This is a genomic window from Arthrobacter sp. KN11-1C (assembly GCF_052180225.1).
Taxonomy (GTDB): domain Bacteria; phylum Actinomycetota; class Actinomycetes; order Actinomycetales; family Micrococcaceae; genus Arthrobacter.
In genome coordinates this window covers 2,999,110-3,017,797 of the sequence record NZ_CP197467.1, presented here as the reverse complement: position 1 = coordinate 3,017,797, position 18,688 = coordinate 2,999,110, and the positions used below count along the sequence as shown (strand labels likewise).

Sequence of the window (18,688 nt, the reverse complement as noted above, 5' to 3'; positions counted from 1 at the left end):
TGAAGCGGCATGGAGTTGGCCCATGCTCTTAAATCCACGGCGTACACCAACGAGCGGCTCTGGAACGAACTCGCAAAGCAGGCCACCCAGGCCCGCACCGGTACCGCCACCGTCTACAACGCCTACAACGCCGCCGACGAACTCTGCTGGGCCGGGCCCAGCGCCGGGACCTGCTCCGCCCCGCCGGGAGGCTCCACCACCTACTCCTACGACGGGGACGGAAACGCCACCCTCTCCGGGCCCACCACCCAGGCCTACAACGTGTTCGACCAGTTCACCTCCAACGTCAACGCAGGCATCACCACGACCTTCACCTACGCCGGACCCCGCAACGATGAACGGCTCACCTCCGGCTCCACCAGCTTCCTCAACGGCACCCTGGGCATCACCCAGCAAAGCAGCGGCGGGGCAACCACCTCGTTCATCCGCGACCCGGAGGGTAACCTGATCAGCATGCGCACCAGCGCCGGATCCTTCTACTACACCACCGACGCCCTCGGCTCCATCATCCTGCTCACCGACAGCACCCATGCCAAAGCAGCCACCTACTCCTACGACTCCTGGGGCAACGCCACCAGCACCGGCACCCAGGCCGCCAACAACCCCTGGCAATACGCCGGCGGCTACTACGAAGCCTCCACCAACCGGATCAAAATGGGCGCCCGCTACTACAACCCCTACCGCGGACGGTTCAAGCTCCGCCGTAACGACCGCATTGCGTGACGCCAGCCAGCACCTCCTGCCCGGCCTTGACTCCGCCGGATGGGAGAAATTCGCCCGCTTCTTCACCCATGAAACAGTCCGCTATTTTGACCGCTACCTGGCCGGAGAGCTGAACTTCAAGGAACAGCGTCTCTTGCGTGGTCGTGCGGCACTGCGTGAGTTCGGCGTTGAGTTGGCCGAAGGTGAGGAAGCCAATCTCTGGCTGGAAGATTACTCACTGCGTCAGCCAGGCTACGTGCGGGCTTTCGACGACGTCGCCCCGGTCCTGGATGTCTTGGCGGCCGCTGGTATTCCGTTCGGCGCAGTGAGCAACAACGTCCATGCCCACCAGCGCGCCAAGCTGGACACCGCTGGCCTGGAACGGATTTCCGTGCTGGTGGGAACGGATACCGCGGGCGTGCCCAAGCCGGACCCCGCCATTTACCTGGAAGGGGTCCGCCAACTCGGCATCGCTCCGAACGAAACCCTGTTCGTGGGCGACAGCCGCCTTCTCGACGCGGAAGGCGCCTCCGCGGCGGGGCTCAAGGGCGTGTGGCTGAACCGTGCCGCGGAATCAGCGGACGGCTTTGCCGGGCGCGAGATCGCCTCACTGGCGCAATTGCTCAGATAGAAGATGACTTCCCAACGGTTGCCTGGACGACTCCCAAAGGACACCGTCCCGGACCGCCCGTGGGGCAGGCCAGGCGTCGATCTTGCCAGGCCAGAGGGATCGGCATCCGGTTTTGCAGCGCCCTCAGCTGCGCCAGGGCGGGCCGGTCGGAGTCCCAGTGCGGAACGGGCAAGGTCAGGATCGGTACGAGACCCGGCGGCTGGGTCAGATCGAGGGCTGCGTATCGGATCGGCTGAGGCTCAGCTGTTTGGCATGAAAGTCGAAATGCTGGGTGGCGTAGGCGTAGACCTCCGCCAGTGTCATGGCGGTTGTGAAGAAGGGATCCCACCGGGTGGGGAAGGGCATCGATCTGACCAAGGACCTTGCGGTTTCGCGTTCGAGGCGTCGGGCCAGGGCCGTGATTGTCTTCTGGAGTTTCCGGTTCATCCGGTGCCGGTTGTAGATTAGGGCGGCCGCCCGCGATCCCCAGTAGTTCACGACGTCGAACGGGACCGTCGCTGCGTTCAACATTGCGGCGAAGCCTCTGCCCCAGGGGCGGGGTAGGCGGCTGAAGACCCGGACCAATGGCAGGAGCGCGCGGACGATCATGTAGCCAAAGACCATGTGGAAGAGGAGTTCCTCGTTGGTCCAGCGGGTCCCGTCGCTTTTGCGCCGCAGGTCCGAGAGGGTCGCGGTCTCCAGCCAGCCGGTCAGCTCCCGGCAAGCACGGTTGTATCCGTCAAGAGTCGCTTCCCGGGTCGGATCCATGGCTCCAGTGTCCTCCGACTCGGTGACCGAGGAAACGCCGGCCGTCTACTTGTCGGCGAGTTCGGCGTGGAGCTTTTGGACGCGGGCCTTGATGTCGTCGCGGACCAGACGCATGCGTTCCATGCCTTCGATGCCGCGGACGGAGGGTTCGTCGGTTTCCCAGATTTCAAAGCGCTTCCCGGCAGGGGCATCCAGCTTGGCTTCGGTGCCAAGCACAACCACGACGTCGACGGCCTCGAGGACCTCGTCGGTGACGGGTTTGGGGTGCTCGCCGGTGACATCGATGCCGAGTTCGTTCAGGGATTCCACGGATTCCGGGTTCAGGGAGTTTCCGGGTTTGGTTCCGGCAGAGTAGACCGCGACGGTGTCTCCGGCCAGGTCGCGCATGAGCCCGGCGGCGAGCTGGGACTTGCCGCCGTTCTTGCTGCAGACGAACAGGACGGCAGGGGTGTGGGTGGTTTCGGTCATGCCGAGGTTTCTTCCTTCTGTTCCGTGGCCAGGAGCGAGGCCACGAGGGTTTTGATGCGGTCGTGGATTTCGTCGCGGATCACCCGGACGGTCTCCAGGGACTGGCCAGCGGGGTCGGTAAGTTCCCAGTCTTCGTAGCGTTTGCCCGGGTAGATCGGGCAGGAGTCCCCGCAACCCATGGTGATCACGACGTCGGAGGCGCGCACGACGTCGTCAGTGAGGGGCTTGGGGTAGTCCTTGGACAGGTCCAGTCCCATCTCGGACATGGCCGTGAGGACGGTGGGGTCGAGTTCGGAGGCGGGCATGGACCCGGCGGAGCGGACCCGGATCCTGCCCTTGGCTTCAACGTTGAGCAGGGCGGCGGCCATCTGGGAGCGTCCGGCGTTCTGCACGCAGACGAACAGCACCTCGGGGACTTCGGAGACGATCGAGCCCTTGGATGTGGCCAGGGCGGCCAGCCGGTCGTTGGCGAAGTGCTCGGTGGTCGCGGGCAGGTAGGCGCTGATCTTCGCCGTCCTTGCCAGGGCGGTGTAGGACTCGAAGACGTAGCGTTCAACGGTTTCGGCGGCGAAGATCCCGGCGAACCGGTCGGCAAGGCGTTGGCTGATCCGGTGAAGGACTTCGGTGTTGTCCTGCAGTCCCAGCGTTGTTTCCTGTTGTTCGGTCATGGCAGTACTCCCTTGGGGTGGGTCCGGCACGGTGTGAACATTTGTAGTTGTGGTCAGAGTCCGCCGGAACGGCCATGGGTCAGCCCGGTGGGGAACCCGACAAGCACCGGCTCGGGCGCGGCGCAGCACCCGGCGTCCTGCGCTGATGCAGTGCCCGGGGCGGGGACGTCGCAGCTGGTGCCGGCGTCGGTGGAACAGACCCCGGTTTCCGGTAGCTCCAGGTGGACGGTGTCGGCTGAGGCCATATCCCCTGCGAGGGAGGCGGCGACAGAGCGGACCTGTTCGTAGCCGGTGGCCAGCAGGAAAGTCGGTGCCCGACCATAAGACTTCATGCCCACGATGTAGAAGTCCCTCTCCGGGTGCGCCAGCAGCTTTGCCCCGTGTGGGGGGACGGTGCCGCAGGAGTGGAATTCGGGGTCGATCAACGGTCCGAGCTCCGTCGGGGCCTCGACGGCAGGGTCCAGGTTGAGCCGGAGTTCGCGCAGGATCTCCAGGTCCGGACGGAATCCGGTGCAGGGCACAACGACGTCGGCGTCCAGGGTGCGGCCGTCGACGGCTTCAATGCTCACCTGCGTTTCGAGCGTCTTGAGCGAGGCGATGCCGAATCCGGTGTACAGTTCGATGGTTCCGGCCTCGACGAGGCGGCGGAGCCTGGATCCGAGTTGTCCGCGGGCGGGCAGGCCGTCGGGCTCGCCGCCGCCGTAGACCTTCTCCGCGGACGCGCCGCGGACGGCCCAGAGGATCGTGGTTCCAAGTGCTTCCTTGGCGAGGTCCGCGAGGTTGATCAGGGTGTTCGCTGCCGAGTGCCCGGCCCCGACGACCAGGACCCGGCGGCCGGCGAAGGACTCCCGGTCCCGGCCGAGGACGTCGGGCAGGGGCGAGGAGATCCGCTCTGTGGCGATGTTCTCGCCGATGGCCGGAAGGCCCGAGGTGCCGAGCGGGTTGCGGGTGGACCAGGTCCCGGAGGCGTCGATGACGGCTGCCACGGTGTGGTCCCGGACCTCCCCGTCGTGATCGACCCGGACGATGAAGGGGGTCGTGTCGCGGTCCCGGACATGGGTTTTGTCCAGACCCTGACGTGTCACGGCCATGACGCGGGCGCGGGTCTGAAGACGGGAGGCGATCTCCGGTGTCGCGGCCAGAGGGGTGAGGTAGTCATCGATCAGTTCCCCGCCATACGGGAGCGCCGTGAGGCGCGGTGTTTCCCAGCCGGTTGGCTCGAGCAGGCGGACGGCCGGGGCGTCGAGGTTGAACCGCCACGGTGAGAAGAGCCGGATGTGCCGCCATTGTTCGATCGCGGCGCCAGCAGTCGGGCCCTGTTCGAAGATCACCGGTTCCAGGCCGCGCTCGAGCAGGTGGGCCGCGGTGGCGAGTCCGACGGGGCCGGCGCCGATGACGGCGACGGGAAGGTTCTTCACTGAATCCATGCTGTCCTCTTTCTTCTCCGTTGGTGTGGCGGTTCGGGTCGGGGTGCCTGCCGGATCGTTGTGGGTCCGGCAGGCCGGGGTGGTGCTGTTCAGCAGCAGTCCGGATCGTTCTCGTCGCAGCAGCCATCGCCGCAGCATCCTGTGTTCATCCGGTTCACCCCCTTTCCCTCCCCGGGGTCAGACGTGGGTCGGTTCTTCGACCAGTGCGGTGGCGATGCTGTCCGCGTCCTCCAGCGCGGCCAGGTAGCGTTCGGCGTCCAGGGCGGCGGCGCAGCCGGTGCCGGCGGCCGTGATGGCTTGCCGGTAGCGGTGATCCACGGCGTCGCCGCACGCGAAGACGCCCGTGAGGTTCGTGACGGTGGTGGGGGAGTCGACCTTGATGTAGCCCTCGGCGTCGAGCTCCACCTGCCCGGCGACGAGTTCGGTGCGCGGCAGGTGCCCGATCGCGACGAAGATTCCGGTGGCGGCCTGCTCCCGGGTTTCGCCGGTGAGGGTGTCGATGAGGGTGACGCCGGTGACCTTGGCGTCGCCGTGGATCCTGGTGATGGCCGAGTTCCAGGCGAAGCTGATCTTCGGGTTGTCCTTGGCGCGCTGGGCCATGATCCGGGAGGCCCGGAGTTCACCCCTGCGCACGACGACGGTCACGGACCGGGCGAAGCGGGTCAGGAAGGTGGCTTCTTCCATGGCGGAGTCGCCGCCGCCGACGACGATGATGTCCTGTTCGCGGAAGAAGAACCCGTCGCAGGTGGCGCACCAGGACACCCCGTGGCCGCTGAGCTTCTTCTCCTCGGGCAGGCCCAGTTCCTTGTAGGCCGAACCGGTGGCCAGGATCACCGCAGGGGCCTCGTGGGTTTTACCGGCGCCGGTGACCACGCGCTTGAGGTGCCCGGCCAAGTCCACCTCGGTGACGTCGTCGAACACGATGCGGGCGCCGAAGCGTTCGGCCTGTTCCTGCAGCCCGTCCATGAGCTCCGGGCCCTGCACGCCGGCAGGGAAACCGGGGAAGTTCTCCACCTCCGTGGTGTTCATCAGCGCGCCCCCGGCCGTGACGGATCCTGCCAGGACCAGCGGGGCCAGCCCGGCCCGGGCGGCGTAGATCGCGGCCGTGTAGCCGGCAGGGCCGGAGCCTATGATGATCAGCTGTTCGGTACGGACATCGCTAATGGCGTCGGTGCTCACGAAAGGCCCTCCTGGGACTCGGTATACGCGGGGCGGGTTACTTGGCGGCCGGGATCAGGGACTCGATGAGGCCCTCGATCCGGGTCTTGATCTCGTCGCGGATGGGGCGGACGGCGTCCACGCCCTGCCCGGCAGGGTCTTCCAGGACCCAGTCCTCGTAGCGCTTGCCGGGGAAATACGGGCATTCATCGCCGCAGCCCATCGTGATGACGACGTCGGATTCCTTCACGGCCTCGGTGGTGAGGACCTTCGGGATCTCGGCGGACATGTCAATGCCCAATTCGGCCATGGCTTCGACCGCGGCGGGGTTGACCTTGTCCGCGGGCTGGGAACCGGCGGAACGGACCTCGATGGCCCCCTCGGACAGGGTGGTCAGGAAGGCTGCGGCCATCTGGGAACGGCCGGCGTTGTGGACGCAGACGAACAGGACGGAGGGCTTCTTGATGGTTTCGGTGCTCACGGGCTTTTCTCCTGGATCAGTTGTGGTGGTGGGATTCGGTCTGGTTGATGGTCATCGTGCCCGCACCTTTGCCGCACTGCCTAGATATTGATGTTTGTCGATGTATGGAAGTATCGACCGATACATCGATGATTGTCAATATATGGCCCGGGTGGGTTCAGACGGCGTGGAGGCGGGGTGCGAGGTCATTGATGCGGTGGGAGATGTCGGTGAAGGCGTTCTCGAAAGCCTCCTCGGTGTTCAGGCGGAGGGGGTCCGGGACGGACCAGTGGATGCCGCGCAGGCCTGGGAGTTCCTCGTGGGCGTTGTCGCACACGGTGACGACGAGGTCTTCCTCCCGCGCGACCTGGTCCAGCTGGCGCGGGGTCACGCCTGCAAGCTCGAGGCCGTAGCGGCGGGCGACGTCGATGGCACCCTGGGCGATGCGCTCGGCGGGGTGCGTCCCTGCCGAGGCCGAGGGAATGTCGCTGGCCTGCCGCCAGAGTGCTGCGGCCAGCTGGGAGCGGGCGCTGTTGCGCGTGCAGACAAACAGGACACGCCGGGCGCCGTGTTCGCGACCCGGCGTCAGTCCATCGAGGGCGCCGGGGGCGAGCCGGAAGTAACTGCGCCGTTTGTCGGCCTCCGAGCGGTGGCGGGTCGCCAGCCCGGCGTCTTCCAGGGTGCGCAGATGGTGGGACAACAGGTTCGAGGGCATCCCGAGTTCGGACTGCAGCTCCGTGGGGGACAGGTCGCCCAGGGTCAGCAGGTCCACGATGCGCAGGCGCGCGGGATCGGCGAGGGCGGCATGCTTGGCGACCCGCGCCCGGAAAGCGTCAGTTTGCTCAATATTCATTGATTCAATTTTGACTGAGTTACTTTCATCGGTCAAGCTGTTTCCATGACTTCACACCAGCCGCCGTTGTGGCGCCGCGCCGTCGCCGAACTTCTCGGCACCTGCCTGCTTGTTTCCATCGTCGTCGGCTCCGGGATCGCCGCGCAGCAGCTGTCCCCGAATGACGTGGGCCTGCAGTTGCTGGAGAACAGCACAGCGACGGTGCTGGGGTTGACGGTGCTGATCCTCGTCTTCGGGCCCGTGAGCGGCGCGCACTTCAACCCGGTGGTCTCTGCCGCGGACTGGTTCCTGGGCAGGCGCAGCCGCACCGGCCTGACCCTGGCCGAGCTGGGCACCTACGTGGTCGCGCAGGTTGTCGGTGCGGTCGGCGGCAGCGTCCTTGCGAACGCCATGTTCGACGTCGGGACTTCCATCTCGGTCAAGGAGCGAGCCACCGGCGGGCACCTGCTAGGCGAGGTAGTCGCCACGGCCGGGCTGATCGTGCTGATCTTCGCCCTGGCCTCCACCAACCGCGGCGCCCTCGCGGCCCCCGCGGTGGGCGCCTATATCGGGGCCGCGTACTGGTTCACGTCCTCGACCTCGTTCGCGAACCCCGCCGTGACGGTCGGGCGCATCTTCAGCAACACCTTCGCCGGCATCGCCCCAGCCTCTGTCCCTGGCTTCGTCCTTGCACAGCTGATCGGCGCCGCACTGGGGCTCGGCCTCCTCGCCGTTCTGTTCCCCGTCGCTTCGCGCAACGCGGACGACGTCGTCCTACCGCATTCCATGGAGAAGGCCGGCTCTTAGATTTCAGGACCGGCGATATACATTGATGGTGGTCAATATTCGGGCATAATGGGTAGATGAACGCGCTGCCCATCCTCGAACCGGTAACGGACGAAACCTGCTGCACGCCGGCCGGACCTCCGGCCCTGGGCGCCGAAGAGGCGAAACAGCAGGCTGTGGTCTTCAAGGCGCTGGCGGATCCGAACCGGCTGCGGCTGCTTTCCATCATCAAGGCCGAATCCTCCGGCGAGACCTGCGCTTGCGACCTCATTGAACCCCTGGATCTGAGCCAGCCCACGGTGTCCCACCACCTGAGGATCCTGGTCGACGCCGGGCTGCTGCACCGCGAAAAGCGCGGCACATGGGCCTACTACTCCTTGGTCCCGGGCGCCCTGGACCAGGTCGCGGGCATCCTGACGAAACTATGACGCCGCCGGCTCGCCTCGAGGGCCCAAGGATGTTCCATTTCCCTCCGCCGCCATTGGATGTCTGAGTCGTTCTGATACGGGGACCGCTGCTGGGCATGAGGGGTCGGAGTGCAACTTGGGGAACCGGGCGCGATTCAAAAAATTCGCGAGGAAATAAGCGGAGCGCCGAACGAAGTTTTTGAATTGCGAGCGGGCGCAAAGCGCCCTGGTTGCGCGAAGGACCCGCCCAGCAATCATCGAGGATCAGAATGACAAAAAGCGAAGACGCGAGATCTAATCTTCCGCGTGCGAAGACAACCACGAGTTGAAGTCGCTTCGGCTGATCCGTAGGTGTCGGCCGATCCGGTAGGCGCGGGGACCAATGTGCTTCACCCGCCACTGGTAGAAGGTCTGTTCAGGAATGTGTAACTCGGCGCAAATGTCCCTTGGGCTCAGCCATTGTTCTTCGGCCGTTTCCAGTGTTTCGCTGCGTTCTGGCGTCGTTTTCATTGGTGTCCCCGTATTGTCCGCTGTTAGTCGCCGGCGGAAGCGCCAGCTGTGTTCGTACTTCATGGAGGCGCGAGAACGAGACAGCATGACCGTTGGCGCGGGTTGAACCCTATAACGGCATTTCGCCCACCGTTTACCCACCGGAAACAACGAAGCGTAACGGAAAATGATGAGCGCTCAAAGCACTCGTTTGGCCCATTCTGCCGCGGAATCTAGGCATTTTTAGTATCCACCGAATACTAATGAAAAATGCGAAATCATTCTCCTAAGGTCCTCGGTTCAAGTCCGAGTAGCCCTACCAAAAAGAGCCCCTGAGCTGCGGAAACGCAGATCAGGGGCTCTTTCGTTTTGAAGGTGTGGAGAGAGGCGTTCCGGGAGCGTCTCCCAGCGAGCGGCCGTCCTGCGTTCATCTCCGCGTAATGTCGCATCCATGCGGTGGCCGGATGATTGCCCCGATGGGGAATCGACTATGACACTGAGGAACTTAACCATGGACATCAGACCTTCCCGCAAACCCTTCATGTTCGGCGCTGCACTCTCCGCCGCAGTCCTCCTGAGCTGCACCGCCGTCCCGGCCAACGCCTCCCCGGCCAACGCCGTCCCGGCCAACGCCACCCCGGCGTCTCCCTACACGGTCAAGTCCTTCGCTGCTGTCGGCAGCGAGAGCAAGCCGGATGACATCACGCGCCTTGGCAACAACATCTACGTGGCCTTCCAGAACGGCGTCGGCCCGATGGGCGAACCCTCCACGAGCGGTGCAACCGCAAGCACGATCCAGCAGTACTCCCTCGACGGAACCCCAGGCGCGTCCTGGACGATCACGGGCAAGATCGACGGGCTGCACGCTGACGAGGCAGGCCAAAGGCTGTTGGTGACAACGAACGAGGACGGCAATTCTTCCTTCCACACCGTGACACCGTCCGCCGGCGCCGCCGCCGTGAAGGACTTCGCCTACACCGGATTGACGCATGGGGGCGGCACGGACACCGCCACGATCTACCAGGGCAAGATCTTCATCACCGCCTCGAACCCGGCCGACACCACCGGGCCGGCCATCTACCGAGCAACGCTGAGCGGCTCAACAGCCGCGCTGGCCCCGGTCTTCACCGACAACGCCACGGCAACCGTCGCCAACGCCGGTTCGACAGGGACCACGACCCTTGCCCTGACCGACCCTGACTCCGCGACGGTGGTCCCGGCTGCTAGCCCCCGCTTCAAGAACCAGTTCGCGCTTGCCTCACAGGGCGACCAGCAGCTGATCTTCGCGGACCGCGCCGGGACCCCGCAGCAGTCGCTTCAGGTGCTCAACCTCAGCCAGCAAGTCGACGACACCGCCTTCGCGACGACGTCACGGCAAACACTATGGATCACCGACCCCGACCACAACACGGTACTCTCCGTGACCGGACCGTTCGCGGCTGGCCAGGCACTTTCGACCGTGACGCCGGATGCCGCCCCGGACTACCTCGCGACGCTGGACCTCTCGACCGGATCGCTCACACCGGTCCAGGGTCTGTCCTCGATCCACCCGAAGGGCCTGCTCTTCACGAGCGCACAGTAGGTTCGGGTCCGAAGACGAAATCCGCGCGGTACCTTCCTTGGGAGGTGCCGCGCCGTCGTTCCCGGCCAGGCCCGAGCTCTCATCCTCTAGCCCAGTGCGGGGGTGTTGCCAGGTAGGAGGGGAGAAGAGTCGCGCGGCTCCCTCTCGCGGCGTTGAGCTGAGGCTGTGTCAGGAATAGGGCCTTCGACTCCACACTCGGCGCCGACCCTGGCATTCTCTGGGTCGAGAAGACGAACGAAAGGGCCAAGGCTTTCTACCGACGCAATGGCTTTGAGCTGGACGGCACCGAGGAAACCGAAGAGCAGAACCCCGTTTTCGTCGATGTGAGGATGGTCCGCCAGGGGACCCCTCACCCGACTCAAACCTGTAGGTTGTTCCGTGCTCTCAGCGGCCAAGCACCGAGTCCGCAATCTGCTGCGCGGCTTGGTCCGGTGTGATGTGCGTGGTGTCGATGACCTCGGCTTCATCGTGCAGCCAAGTACGGGCTGCATCGGCGTATGGCTCCAGGTATGCGAAGCGGAAAGTCGAGGGACCGAGGTCTTTGTCGTTCTGTATGCGTTCGCGGAGCGTGGCCTGGTCCGCGTGGAGCACGAAGTGCTGGATCGGGATGCCGTGCCCGGTAAGGCCATCGCTGATCTCCCGCCAGTAGCTCTCGACCAGGACAGTCATCGGCATCACGAGTGTGCCACCAGCAAACTCGAGCACGCGCCGGGCGGTCTCGACGACGAGTGGTCGCCAGGGCTCCCAGTGCTGGAAGTTGTCCGTTGCAGGAAGTCCCGGCTTGATGTCCATGAGCACTTCACCGACCTTTTCAGCGTCAAGGACGCGCGCGTCGGGCAGCAATTGCTGCACGAGCGCGCTCGTCGTCGTCTTTCCCGCCCCGTGGGTGCCGTTGAGCCAAATGATCATGGACGGAACTGTAGCGCAGCCAAGGATCATTTCCGGTGAATCGCGTACCTGGAGAGGGCGCGCGATAGCTTCGGCAACATCTTCTCGAAGCCGCGGCAACGCACCGCCTCAGCGTGGCGACGTGAGAAGCGCTTCGGACCAAAGATCCCGATGACGCTCTACGTATGCGGTCGCAGCCCGCCAGTGGTTCCCATGGCCTTCGATGTACATCGAGCCCCACGGTTCATGCCCCGAGTCATGGGAAGACTTCAGAAGGTGATACATCGCCGCGGCGCGCTGGGACATCGCTTCCGGTAGTTGCTCGCGCATGTGTCGATCCGCATCGTACCCACCAATGAAGGCCGTCAGATTGTGCGCGGCTTCCTCCGGCTCCTGGTTCATGTCCGAGAGCGCGAATGCTTGAGCGGCCTAGGCCAGGTCCCACAGTCGGGTGCTCGGTGCGGCTGCGTCCCAATCGATAAACGTCCAACGATCACCGATGATGAGGTTCCATGGCGCCAGGTCGTTATGGCAGATCAACTCTTCGCCTGGCGATGGGATCGCCACGGTCCATCGCGCGTCACGCGGGGGAACGAATGCCGCGCTCGCGTCGTGGATCGCGCGCACCATCGCTCCGACGCGATGAAGTTCCGAATGCGTGAGTGGATCTGACCCGAGCGCGAGTCGCCCCGGAATGAACTCGGTGATTTGCCGGCCCTGCTCATCCTGGCCTAGGACCGCTGGCACGTCGACGCCAGCTTTCCTCACAGCTTTCATGAACTCGAAGACGCTCGGTGTCGAGTCCATCCACGGCTTACGGACAGTCGATCCAATGCGTACGACAGCATCGCTGACATTGCCGCCTTCGAGTATCTGCTCGGCATCCATTGCTCGATGCTAGCTCTGGAGGGCTACGCGGAAACGCACCAAAACAGTTTCAGTCGAGTCCGAGACCGTAAAAGTGGGATCACGCAGGGCCGCCCGAAAGTCGGCGCTATGCCAGAATTCCTCGTGGCCTACGCGCCAGTCGGAGACTCCTTGGTAACCCTCGCCTTCGTCGATCGCGTGAGCTGCATCAACGGCACCGAGGGACACTACGCGAACCTCGGTAACTTCCGTGATGCAAACGGGTAGCCCTGACGAATCAACCACCACGCCGCGTTCACCGACGACCGGCAATAGCTGGCCCTCTTGTATTGGACGAGGAGCGAGGTCGTCGCCGTCTTCCGTCCGTCAAGGATCGCGCCCACGAGTTCATCTCGCAGGGAGCCCGGAAACCCGTACGCTTCGACCGTCAGGCCGGCAATATCGTCTGGAGATAGCATCTGAAAATCCTAAGCCCCGAGCCATGAGGCTACTTCTCCATCGGAACACCGAAGGGCCACTCGCGTCACGCGAGTGGCCCTTCAGTTTGTCCTTTGGTGTGGACTTAAGCGGGGACGTCGAACCGCTGGCCTTCCGGCTTGGACGGCAGGATCGAGAAGATGAGCAGGGCCAGTCCACCGAGGAACGGGACGAGGCCGATCAGGATCATCCAGCCGCTGAAGTTCACATCGTGGAGTCGGCGGACCGTGAGCGCCAGGGACGGGACGATGACGGCCAGTCCCCAGATGACGAGAAGAATGACACCGACCATCATGCCCGGCCCTGGGACCGTGGCGCCGGAGTCATTGACGGTCGCACCCGCGGACCCGGCCACTGACATGATGATGTTCAGAACGATGCTCACGACCAGGGAGATAAGCATCCACCACCAGTACTCGCTGCGGCTGGCCCGGCCAGTGAAGGTGGCGTACTTCTTGAAGAACCGGCGTGCTGCCTCGCCGATAGGCGCACCGTAGTAGGGGGCCCAAAGCGGGACGGCACTGCCAAACTGGGCGGTCTGTTGCTGCTGGTACGACAAATGGATCTCCTAAATAGACGAGTAATGACGCTTTATCGTAGGGGGCCAAACCACCCGTCAAGTTGTACCGCAGATGAAATTTCGGTACGGCGTGTCGGAACTTGCGATCGCTCTCGAACGTTGAAGCACTTCATTCGTGCCGAGAACCGAAACCAGGGCGCTCCGCCACGACTTTGAGTGCTTATTTGAAGAGCGACCCATCCGAGCGCCGCGCGTCACCGAATCCCTTGTGAAACCGCGACCACTTCCCAGGCTTTTGAGCGCTCCAGCGCATGGGGGGAGGGCGACGGCTATCGCGGCAGTCGGCTGATTGGAGGTGGGATGGACCGGGTAGGCATCAATCCTCTTTCGGCTGTCCGCTTGCTGTTGGTCAGCGGATTGTTCGTGGTGATCTGGCTGATTTTCGGTGCCGGCTCCGCTCACGCGGCTGAAATAAGCCCCGCCGATGGCTCATCGAGCCAGCCTGCTGCCGCTGGCGGCCTGCTGCCTTCCCTTGCCGGACCGGTGACATCGCTTCTCACTCCGGCCCAGCCCCCGACGCCGACCCTTCCGTCCGCGTCGCCCGTTCCGTCTGCGTCGGATGCCGTTTCGTCTACCGTGGCACCCGTGGCGGGTTTGGCCCGGCAGCTCACGGAGGCGGTTCCTGCCCTAACCGACGCGATTGCCGCGCCTGTCGTTGCCCCGGTCACGCAATTGGTCCCGGATGCTCTCCAGCCGGTTTCCGGGCCGGTCAACAGGCTGACGGACAACGTGTTGAAGATCGTAGCCCCTCTTCAACAGCCGCTTACCGGTGTGATTGCCCCGCCGGTGGCTTCCCTTCCTACCGCCGCCGGGGCGGTTGAAACCCCTGTCAGCGGGACCGCTGAGGGTGCTTTGCCGCCCCGGCAACCCGCTACCGAGGGTTCTGGCGCAGTCCCGGCGGCCACTCTTCCGGCGTCCTTCGCTGACAGTCCTGCCCGCGGACACTCGTCCCCGTCGTTCTCCATGGCCGGTCAGGGTGCCCCCCTTCAGGATCCGCCCCCGGCGCCCGGCGGGGTGGATCCCTTCGAGGTTCCCGCGCCGGTGTCCAACGCGGGCGGCCAGGGCCAGTCCGGGGCCGGCAATCCAGGCCCGGCAGGCCAGGGAGCTGTCGCCGATCTTGGCTACCGTTTCGTTCTGCCTGTGACCCGGGACGGGGTCGGCTCCCTTTTCAGCTTCGTGCTACCCGGGGCACCTGCACAGGAGACAGGTTTCTCACCCGATTGATGACGCCCTTGCGTCCGCGCCTTGCTTTACCGCGGCACGCCTGCAGGCATAACCGGCCTCTTGCCGGTTCATTATTCATTTCACGTGAGGAAAAACAGTCATGAAATCATTCGTCCGTAAGACCCTTTGCACCGCTTTCGCCGGCGGAGTCCTTGTGCTCGGCGCCGGAGCCGGAATGGCTTCGGCCGACACCGGCACCCACCAGGACCTGGGCACCCATGCCGGGTCCAGCGTCAGCTCCAACTCGTCCATGAACAACCGGGACAGCATCGCCTCTGCCCTGGGTGTGAACCTGGGCGCCGGCCTGTCCGGCATGCTCCAGCACAGCACGACCGGCACGACCGGCACCAGCGGCTGGAACACCGGCCGCGGGAACTTCGGGGGCGTTTCGAACCTCGGTGTGAACATCGGTGCCGGCGCTGGAGTTTCCAGCACGGTGCAGCACAGCACGGCCGGCACGACCGGCACCAGCAGCTGGAACGCTGACCGCGGGTCTGTTGCTTCGGCCTCGAACCTCGGTGTGAACCTGGGCGCGAACGCGGGGGTTGCCGGCACGGTCCAGAACAACGCCAACGGCACCAACACCAACCGCGGGTCTGTCGCTTCGGCCTCGAACCTCGGTGTGAACCTGGGCGCGAACGCGGGGGTTGCCGGCACGGTCCAGAACAACGCCAACGGCACCAACACCAACCGTGGGTCTGTCGCTTCGGCCTCGAACCTCGGTCTGAACGTGGGTGCGAACGCCGGGGTCGCCAGCACGGTGCAGAACAACACCAACGGCACCAACACCAACCGTGGGTCCGTCGCTTCGGCGTCGAACCTCGGTGTGAACCTGGGCGCCAACGCCGGCATCGCCAGCACGGTCCAGAACAACACCAACGGCACCAACGGCTGGAACGCTGACCGAGGGTCTGTTGCTTCGGCCACGAACCTCGGCCTGAACGTAGGCGCGAACGCAGGTGTGGCTAGCACGGTGAAGAGCACCAACGGCATGAACACCAGCCGCGGGTCTGTCGCTTCGGCCTCGAACCTCGGTCTGAACGTGGGCGCGAACGCCGGTATCGCCGGCACCGTACAGAACAACACCAACGGCACCAACACCAACCACGGGTCCATCGCTTCGGCGTCGAACCTGAACGTGAACCTGGGCGCCAACGCCGGCACCGCCAGCATCATCGGCGGCTAATCCGGTCGAGGGGGCCGGGTGCCGGAAACGGCATCCGGCCCTTTCCCGTGCCTCCTGGCAGATTTGGGCCGTGGAAACGCCGGGGATGGGGCAGGATGATCCGGTGACGACCTCTGACGAGCAGCTCTTTCTGGCCCGGATCCTGAAGAACCCGATCAACCGGAGAATTCTTCGTCTGGCGCCCAGCCTTGGCGTCTCCGACTGGTGGTTGACTGCCGGAGCCCTGTTCCAAACCGTTTGGAATGTGCTGGAGGGGAAGGATCCGCGGGCCGGTATCCGGGATTACGACCTGTTCTACTTCGACGAGGACACCTCTTACGAAGCAGAAGACGCGGTGATTCTGCGGGCGCGTGAGCTGTTCGGGGACCTGGGAGTCGACGTCGAGGTCCGCAACGAAGCGCGCGTCCACGTTTGGTACGAGGAGCGCTTTGGCGTTCCGGCCGCTCCCTTCACCAGCAGCACTGATGCAGTGGACCATTTTGCCGCGAAGACCTGTTGCTTCGCGGTCACCTCAGATGAGGCGGGCGCCCTCACAACTTACGCCCCGCATGGCTATGATGACCTGTTCGCGCGGAAGATTGTGCCGAACCCGGTGCTGGCTCCCCAGGATGTGTATGAGGCAAAGACCAGAAGATGGAAAGCGGAATGGCCCACGCTGAATGTGCTGCCATGGCCGACCAGCCCGGCATGCTCGACCCTTCAATCCCGCTGTGGTCCTGCCATAGGCTCGGGGGATGACTGATGGCGTACGTATCAAGGTTGACGGCCTTGACGTTCTCGATGGAACGCTTTCCCACCTTGCCCTCGTAAACTACGGGCATTTCACCGCGATGCAGATTCGCGGCGGGCGTGTGCGGGGGCTGTCGCTGCACCTCGATCGGCTGAAATCCGCGCACGCCGAGTTGTACGGAACTGAGATTGATTCAGGAATGATCCTGGAGAGGGTCCGGGAAGCCGCGGACGATGCGCCCAACTCATATCTTCGGGTGACTCTCTTTGAGAGCGATCCGGGGAAGGTTCGCGTCATGACTTCTGTCCGTCCGGCCGTCGACCCGTCAACGGTGCCGATGGGGCTACTCCCGGTCGTCTATCAGCGGCCTGTCGCGCACATCAAACACGTGGGAAGTTTCGGACAGCTGTACTTTGGCGGCCTGGCAGAGCGGCAGGGCTTCGACGACGCCCTTCTCACGACGGCGGGTGGCGAGATCTCCGAAACGACCACAGCCAATATTGCATTCATCGACGACGATGGAACCCTCGTGTGGCCGTCGGCACCTTCGCTGTATGGGATTACCTGGCAGATTCTTGACGCAACCCTTGTCGACGCCGGGTTCAGGACGCGCAAACAGTCCGTCACACTGAAAGACATTTCCCGATTCCCCGCAGCACTCGTCACGAATTCTGTCGGCGTCGTGGGCGTCTCATGGATCGGGGAAATCGCTTTCGACGACGTCGAGGGTGTTCAAGCCGTTGCCGACGTTTACGCTTCCAGCCCGTGGGACAGCATCTAGCAAACTGCGACGGCGGCGGCTGAAGTCCGTCCGAACGATTAGTTGACTGAGTACTCACTCATTTATAGACTAGCCACATGGCACGTCCCAAGAACCCTGCTCACCGCGCGGCACTGCTTTCTGCCGCCACGCGCGTGTTCGCCGGCCACGGACTTGGTGCCTCAACGGCAATGATCGCCCAGGAAGCAGGCGTCTCGGCCGGGACTCTGTTCGTCTATTTCGACACCAAGACAACGCTCATCAATGAGCTGTACGTGACGTTGAAGGGCGAAATGGCTCAGGTCGCAACCGCCGGTTTGCGAGCGTCGGACACGCCCCATGACCAGTTGCGGCGCATGTGGGACAACTGGATCATCTGGGCAACCACCGACCCGAACCGACATCGCGCCCTCGCGCAGCTCAGCGTCGCCGAGGACCTCAGCGGCGACAGTCATCAAGCGGTCCGGGCCGCTTACGCCGGGATCGCTGAACTCCTCGCGGCGATCACCGCCGACGGCCCGATGCAGGACGTGCCGCTCAGCTTCACCACTGCCCTCATGTCCGCGATTGCGGACACCACCATTGACCACCTCATCCGGCATCCGGACCCCGGCGGCATTCGGAGCTCGACGGCGTTCGGCGCGATGTGGCGGGCACTCACCGGCCCGTCGCCAACTGAAACAGGAGCAACCCCATGACGACATCCGCATCGGCTTGGGTCATTACCGGCCCCACTTCCGGCTTCGGCCACGCCACGGCCTTGGAGCTCGCCCGCCACGGCACGGTCGTGCTTGTCGGTCGAAACCCTGACAAGCTCGCCGCTGTCGCGGCCGAAATCGAAGGCCGGGGAGGTGCCGCCGTCGCCATCGTTGCCGACCTGTCCGACGTCGTGAGCTCACGCCGCGCCGCCGCGGAAATCACCGCCCTTGAACTGCCGGTCCGCGGCGTGCTGAACAACGCCGGCGTCATGCTGTCCACCCCCGCGACCAGCAAACAGGGGTGGGAGCTATCGTTCGCGACAAACCACTTGGGACCCCTGGCATTCACGGACGCACTCCTTCCCTCCCTCGCGGATGGCACCAACGTCGTCTTCATCGCGTCCGCGGTCGAGGATCCCGGGAGAATCCCGGCGGTGCGGGCCGGCTTCCGAGGCAGCCGCTTCATCTCGGCCCAAGCCGCCGCACGGGGCGAGTACACACCCGGAGGCTCGAGCCGCCCCGGAATGGACGCCTACGCCACCTCGAAGCAAGGGAACCTCGCCGCGGTGTTCAGCCTCGCCCGCGAATACCCGCGCCTGCGGTTCAGGGCAATCGAACCGGGGGTCAACCCCGGCTCCAACCTCGGCGAAGTCCCGGCCGTCGTTCGCGTCATAGCGAAGGCGCTCACGCCGATCCTCACGGTCTTCCCGCACTTCACAACCTCGAAGCGCGCTGCCCGCGTCATCACCCGGATCCTCACCGACTCGTCCGCTGCCACAGGGACCTACTACAACGAGGATGGCAAGCCGATGGCCGCCTCCACGCAGGTGAGCGACGTTGCTTTCTGCGACCGCTACATTGCCGAGAGCCGGGAACTGCTGGCCACCGTCACGTCATAAGGTTGGCTCGTTTGACCAATGC

Annotated in this window: 23 protein-coding genes and 1 pseudogene; 11 read left to right on the top strand and 13 right to left on the bottom strand. The window is 64.6% G+C overall.

The window, feature by feature from the left end; genetic code table 11:
• Positions 1–9: 9 nt before the first annotated feature.
• Both ACSBOX_RS14165 and ACSBOX_RS14160 read left to right on the top strand, forming a co-directional pair.
• Entirely contained in the window at positions 10–723 is a 714-nt protein-coding gene (locus ACSBOX_RS14165; protein ID WP_442543011.1) for a hypothetical protein, read from the top strand.
• A pseudogene (locus ACSBOX_RS14160) lies at positions 701–1,333 on the top strand (HAD family hydrolase); the annotation flags it as partial. The gene ACSBOX_RS14165 and the pseudogene ACSBOX_RS14160, both read left to right, overlap by 23 nt.
• A 204-nt stretch (positions 1,334–1,537) precedes the next feature.
• Here the strand turns inward: ACSBOX_RS14160 and ACSBOX_RS14155 are convergent.
• The 7 genes from ACSBOX_RS14155 to ACSBOX_RS14125 all read right to left on the bottom strand — a co-directional run bounded on the left by ACSBOX_RS14155 (position 1,538) and on the right by ACSBOX_RS14125 (position 7,114).
• Positions 1,538–2,080, bottom strand: coding sequence for a DinB family protein (locus tag ACSBOX_RS14155; protein ID WP_442543010.1), 543 nt, complete (start codon positions 2,078–2,080; stop codon positions 1,538–1,540).
• A 45-nt stretch (positions 2,081–2,125) separates the two neighbouring features.
• The gene (locus tag ACSBOX_RS14150; RefSeq protein WP_442543009.1) at positions 2,126–2,548 is read right to left on the bottom strand and encodes an arsenate-mycothiol transferase ArsC; all 423 of its coding nucleotides are present in this window, start codon (positions 2,546–2,548) and stop codon (positions 2,126–2,128) included.
• Positions 2,545–3,216, bottom strand: coding sequence for an arsenate reductase ArsC (locus ACSBOX_RS14145; RefSeq protein WP_442543008.1), 672 nt, complete (start codon positions 3,214–3,216; stop codon positions 2,545–2,547). Before ACSBOX_RS14145 ends, ACSBOX_RS14150 begins: the two co-directional genes overlap by 4 nt.
• Positions 3,217–3,269: 53 nt before the next feature.
• Complete coding sequence (locus ACSBOX_RS14140) at positions 3,270–4,643, bottom strand: FAD-dependent oxidoreductase (protein ID WP_442543007.1); 1,374 nt, start codon at positions 4,641–4,643, stop codon at positions 3,270–3,272.
• Positions 4,644–4,820: 177 nt separating this feature from the next.
• Entirely contained in the window at positions 4,821–5,822 is a 1,002-nt protein-coding gene (trxB, locus tag ACSBOX_RS14135) for a thioredoxin-disulfide reductase (protein WP_442543006.1), read from the bottom strand.
• Between the two features lie 37 nt (positions 5,823–5,859).
• Complete coding sequence (locus ACSBOX_RS14130; protein ID WP_442543005.1) at positions 5,860–6,282, bottom strand: arsenate reductase ArsC; 423 nt, start codon at positions 6,280–6,282, stop codon at positions 5,860–5,862.
• Between the two features lie 157 nt (positions 6,283–6,439).
• Positions 6,440–7,114 (bottom strand): metalloregulator ArsR/SmtB family transcription factor, encoded by a 675-nt coding sequence (locus tag ACSBOX_RS14125; RefSeq protein WP_442543004.1) that lies wholly within the window; start codon positions 7,112–7,114, stop codon positions 6,440–6,442.
• A gap of 45 nt (positions 7,115–7,159) precedes the next feature.
• Here ACSBOX_RS14125 and ACSBOX_RS14120 point away from each other — a divergent pair, with 45 nt between their 5' ends.
• Both ACSBOX_RS14120 and ACSBOX_RS14115 read left to right on the top strand, forming a co-directional pair.
• Entirely contained in the window at positions 7,160–7,900 is a 741-nt protein-coding gene (locus tag ACSBOX_RS14120) for an aquaporin (RefSeq protein ID WP_442543003.1), read from the top strand.
• A 56-nt stretch (positions 7,901–7,956) separates the two neighbouring features.
• Positions 7,957–8,307, top strand: a complete 351-nt coding sequence (locus tag ACSBOX_RS14115) for an ArsR/SmtB family transcription factor (RefSeq protein ID WP_442543002.1) — start codon at positions 7,957–7,959, stop codon at positions 8,305–8,307.
• A gap of 273 nt (positions 8,308–8,580) precedes the next feature.
• Here ACSBOX_RS14115 and ACSBOX_RS14110 read toward each other — a convergent pair whose 3' ends face one another.
• The gene (locus ACSBOX_RS14110; RefSeq protein WP_442543001.1) at positions 8,581–8,796 is read right to left on the bottom strand and encodes a helix-turn-helix domain-containing protein; all 216 of its coding nucleotides are present in this window, start codon (positions 8,794–8,796) and stop codon (positions 8,581–8,583) included.
• Between the two features lie 490 nt (positions 8,797–9,286).
• On the opposite strand from ACSBOX_RS14110, the gene ACSBOX_RS14105 reads away from it, so the two are divergent.
• The gene (locus ACSBOX_RS14105; RefSeq protein WP_442543000.1) at positions 9,287–10,357 is read left to right on the top strand and encodes a hypothetical protein; all 1,071 of its coding nucleotides are present in this window, start codon (positions 9,287–9,289) and stop codon (positions 10,355–10,357) included.
• 384 nt (positions 10,358–10,741) lie between these two features.
• Here ACSBOX_RS14105 and ACSBOX_RS14100 read toward each other — a convergent pair whose 3' ends face one another.
• The 5 genes from ACSBOX_RS14100 to ACSBOX_RS14080 form a co-directional block, all read right to left on the bottom strand.
• The gene (locus ACSBOX_RS14100) at positions 10,742–11,266 is read right to left on the bottom strand and encodes an AAA family ATPase (RefSeq protein ID WP_442542999.1); all 525 of its coding nucleotides are present in this window, start codon (positions 11,264–11,266) and stop codon (positions 10,742–10,744) included.
• 108 nt (positions 11,267–11,374) lie between these two features.
• Entirely contained in the window at positions 11,375–11,647 is a 273-nt protein-coding gene (locus ACSBOX_RS14095) for a hypothetical protein (protein ID WP_442542998.1), read from the bottom strand.
• A gap of 27 nt (positions 11,648–11,674) precedes the next feature.
• A complete protein-coding gene (locus tag ACSBOX_RS14090) occupies positions 11,675–12,133 on the bottom strand; it encodes a phosphotransferase (RefSeq protein WP_442542997.1) in 459 nt (152 codons plus the stop codon).
• Between the two features lie 9 nt (positions 12,134–12,142).
• The gene (locus ACSBOX_RS14085; protein WP_442546035.1) at positions 12,143–12,397 is read right to left on the bottom strand and encodes an ASCH domain-containing protein; all 255 of its coding nucleotides are present in this window, start codon (positions 12,395–12,397) and stop codon (positions 12,143–12,145) included.
• 277 nt (positions 12,398–12,674) lie between these two features.
• Positions 12,675–13,148: a DUF805 domain-containing protein gene (locus ACSBOX_RS14080; RefSeq protein ID WP_442542996.1), complete on the bottom strand. Its 474-nt coding sequence runs from the start codon at positions 13,146–13,148 to the stop codon at positions 12,675–12,677.
• 321 nt (positions 13,149–13,469) lie between these two features.
• Between ACSBOX_RS14080 and ACSBOX_RS14075 the strand changes: the two genes are divergently transcribed.
• The 6 genes from ACSBOX_RS14075 (at position 13,470) to ACSBOX_RS14050 (ending at position 18,666) form a co-directional block, all read left to right on the top strand.
• The gene (locus ACSBOX_RS14075) at positions 13,470–14,393 is read left to right on the top strand and encodes a hypothetical protein (protein WP_442542995.1); all 924 of its coding nucleotides are present in this window, start codon (positions 13,470–13,472) and stop codon (positions 14,391–14,393) included.
• Between the two features lie 100 nt (positions 14,394–14,493).
• The gene (locus tag ACSBOX_RS14070) at positions 14,494–15,579 is read left to right on the top strand and encodes a hypothetical protein (RefSeq protein ID WP_442542994.1); all 1,086 of its coding nucleotides are present in this window, start codon (positions 14,494–14,496) and stop codon (positions 15,577–15,579) included.
• 70 nt (positions 15,580–15,649) lie between these two features.
• Positions 15,650–16,321: a nucleotidyltransferase family protein gene (locus tag ACSBOX_RS14065; RefSeq protein WP_442542993.1), complete on the top strand. Its 672-nt coding sequence runs from the start codon at positions 15,650–15,652 to the stop codon at positions 16,319–16,321.
• Positions 16,314–17,090 carry an aminotransferase class IV gene (locus tag ACSBOX_RS14060; RefSeq protein ID WP_442542992.1) on the top strand — a complete coding sequence of 259 codons (777 nt, stop codon included), beginning with the start codon at positions 16,314–16,316 and terminating at the stop codon, positions 17,088–17,090. Before ACSBOX_RS14065 ends, ACSBOX_RS14060 begins: the two co-directional genes overlap by 8 nt.
• Before the next feature lie 77 nt (positions 17,091–17,167).
• Positions 17,168–17,767, top strand: a complete 600-nt coding sequence (locus tag ACSBOX_RS14055) for a TetR/AcrR family transcriptional regulator (protein WP_442542991.1) — start codon at positions 17,168–17,170, stop codon at positions 17,765–17,767.
• A complete protein-coding gene (locus tag ACSBOX_RS14050; RefSeq protein WP_442542990.1) occupies positions 17,764–18,666 on the top strand; it encodes an SDR family NAD(P)-dependent oxidoreductase in 903 nt (300 codons plus the stop codon). Before ACSBOX_RS14055 ends, ACSBOX_RS14050 begins: the two co-directional genes overlap by 4 nt.
• The last annotated feature ends 22 nt before the right edge of the window (positions 18,667–18,688 follow it).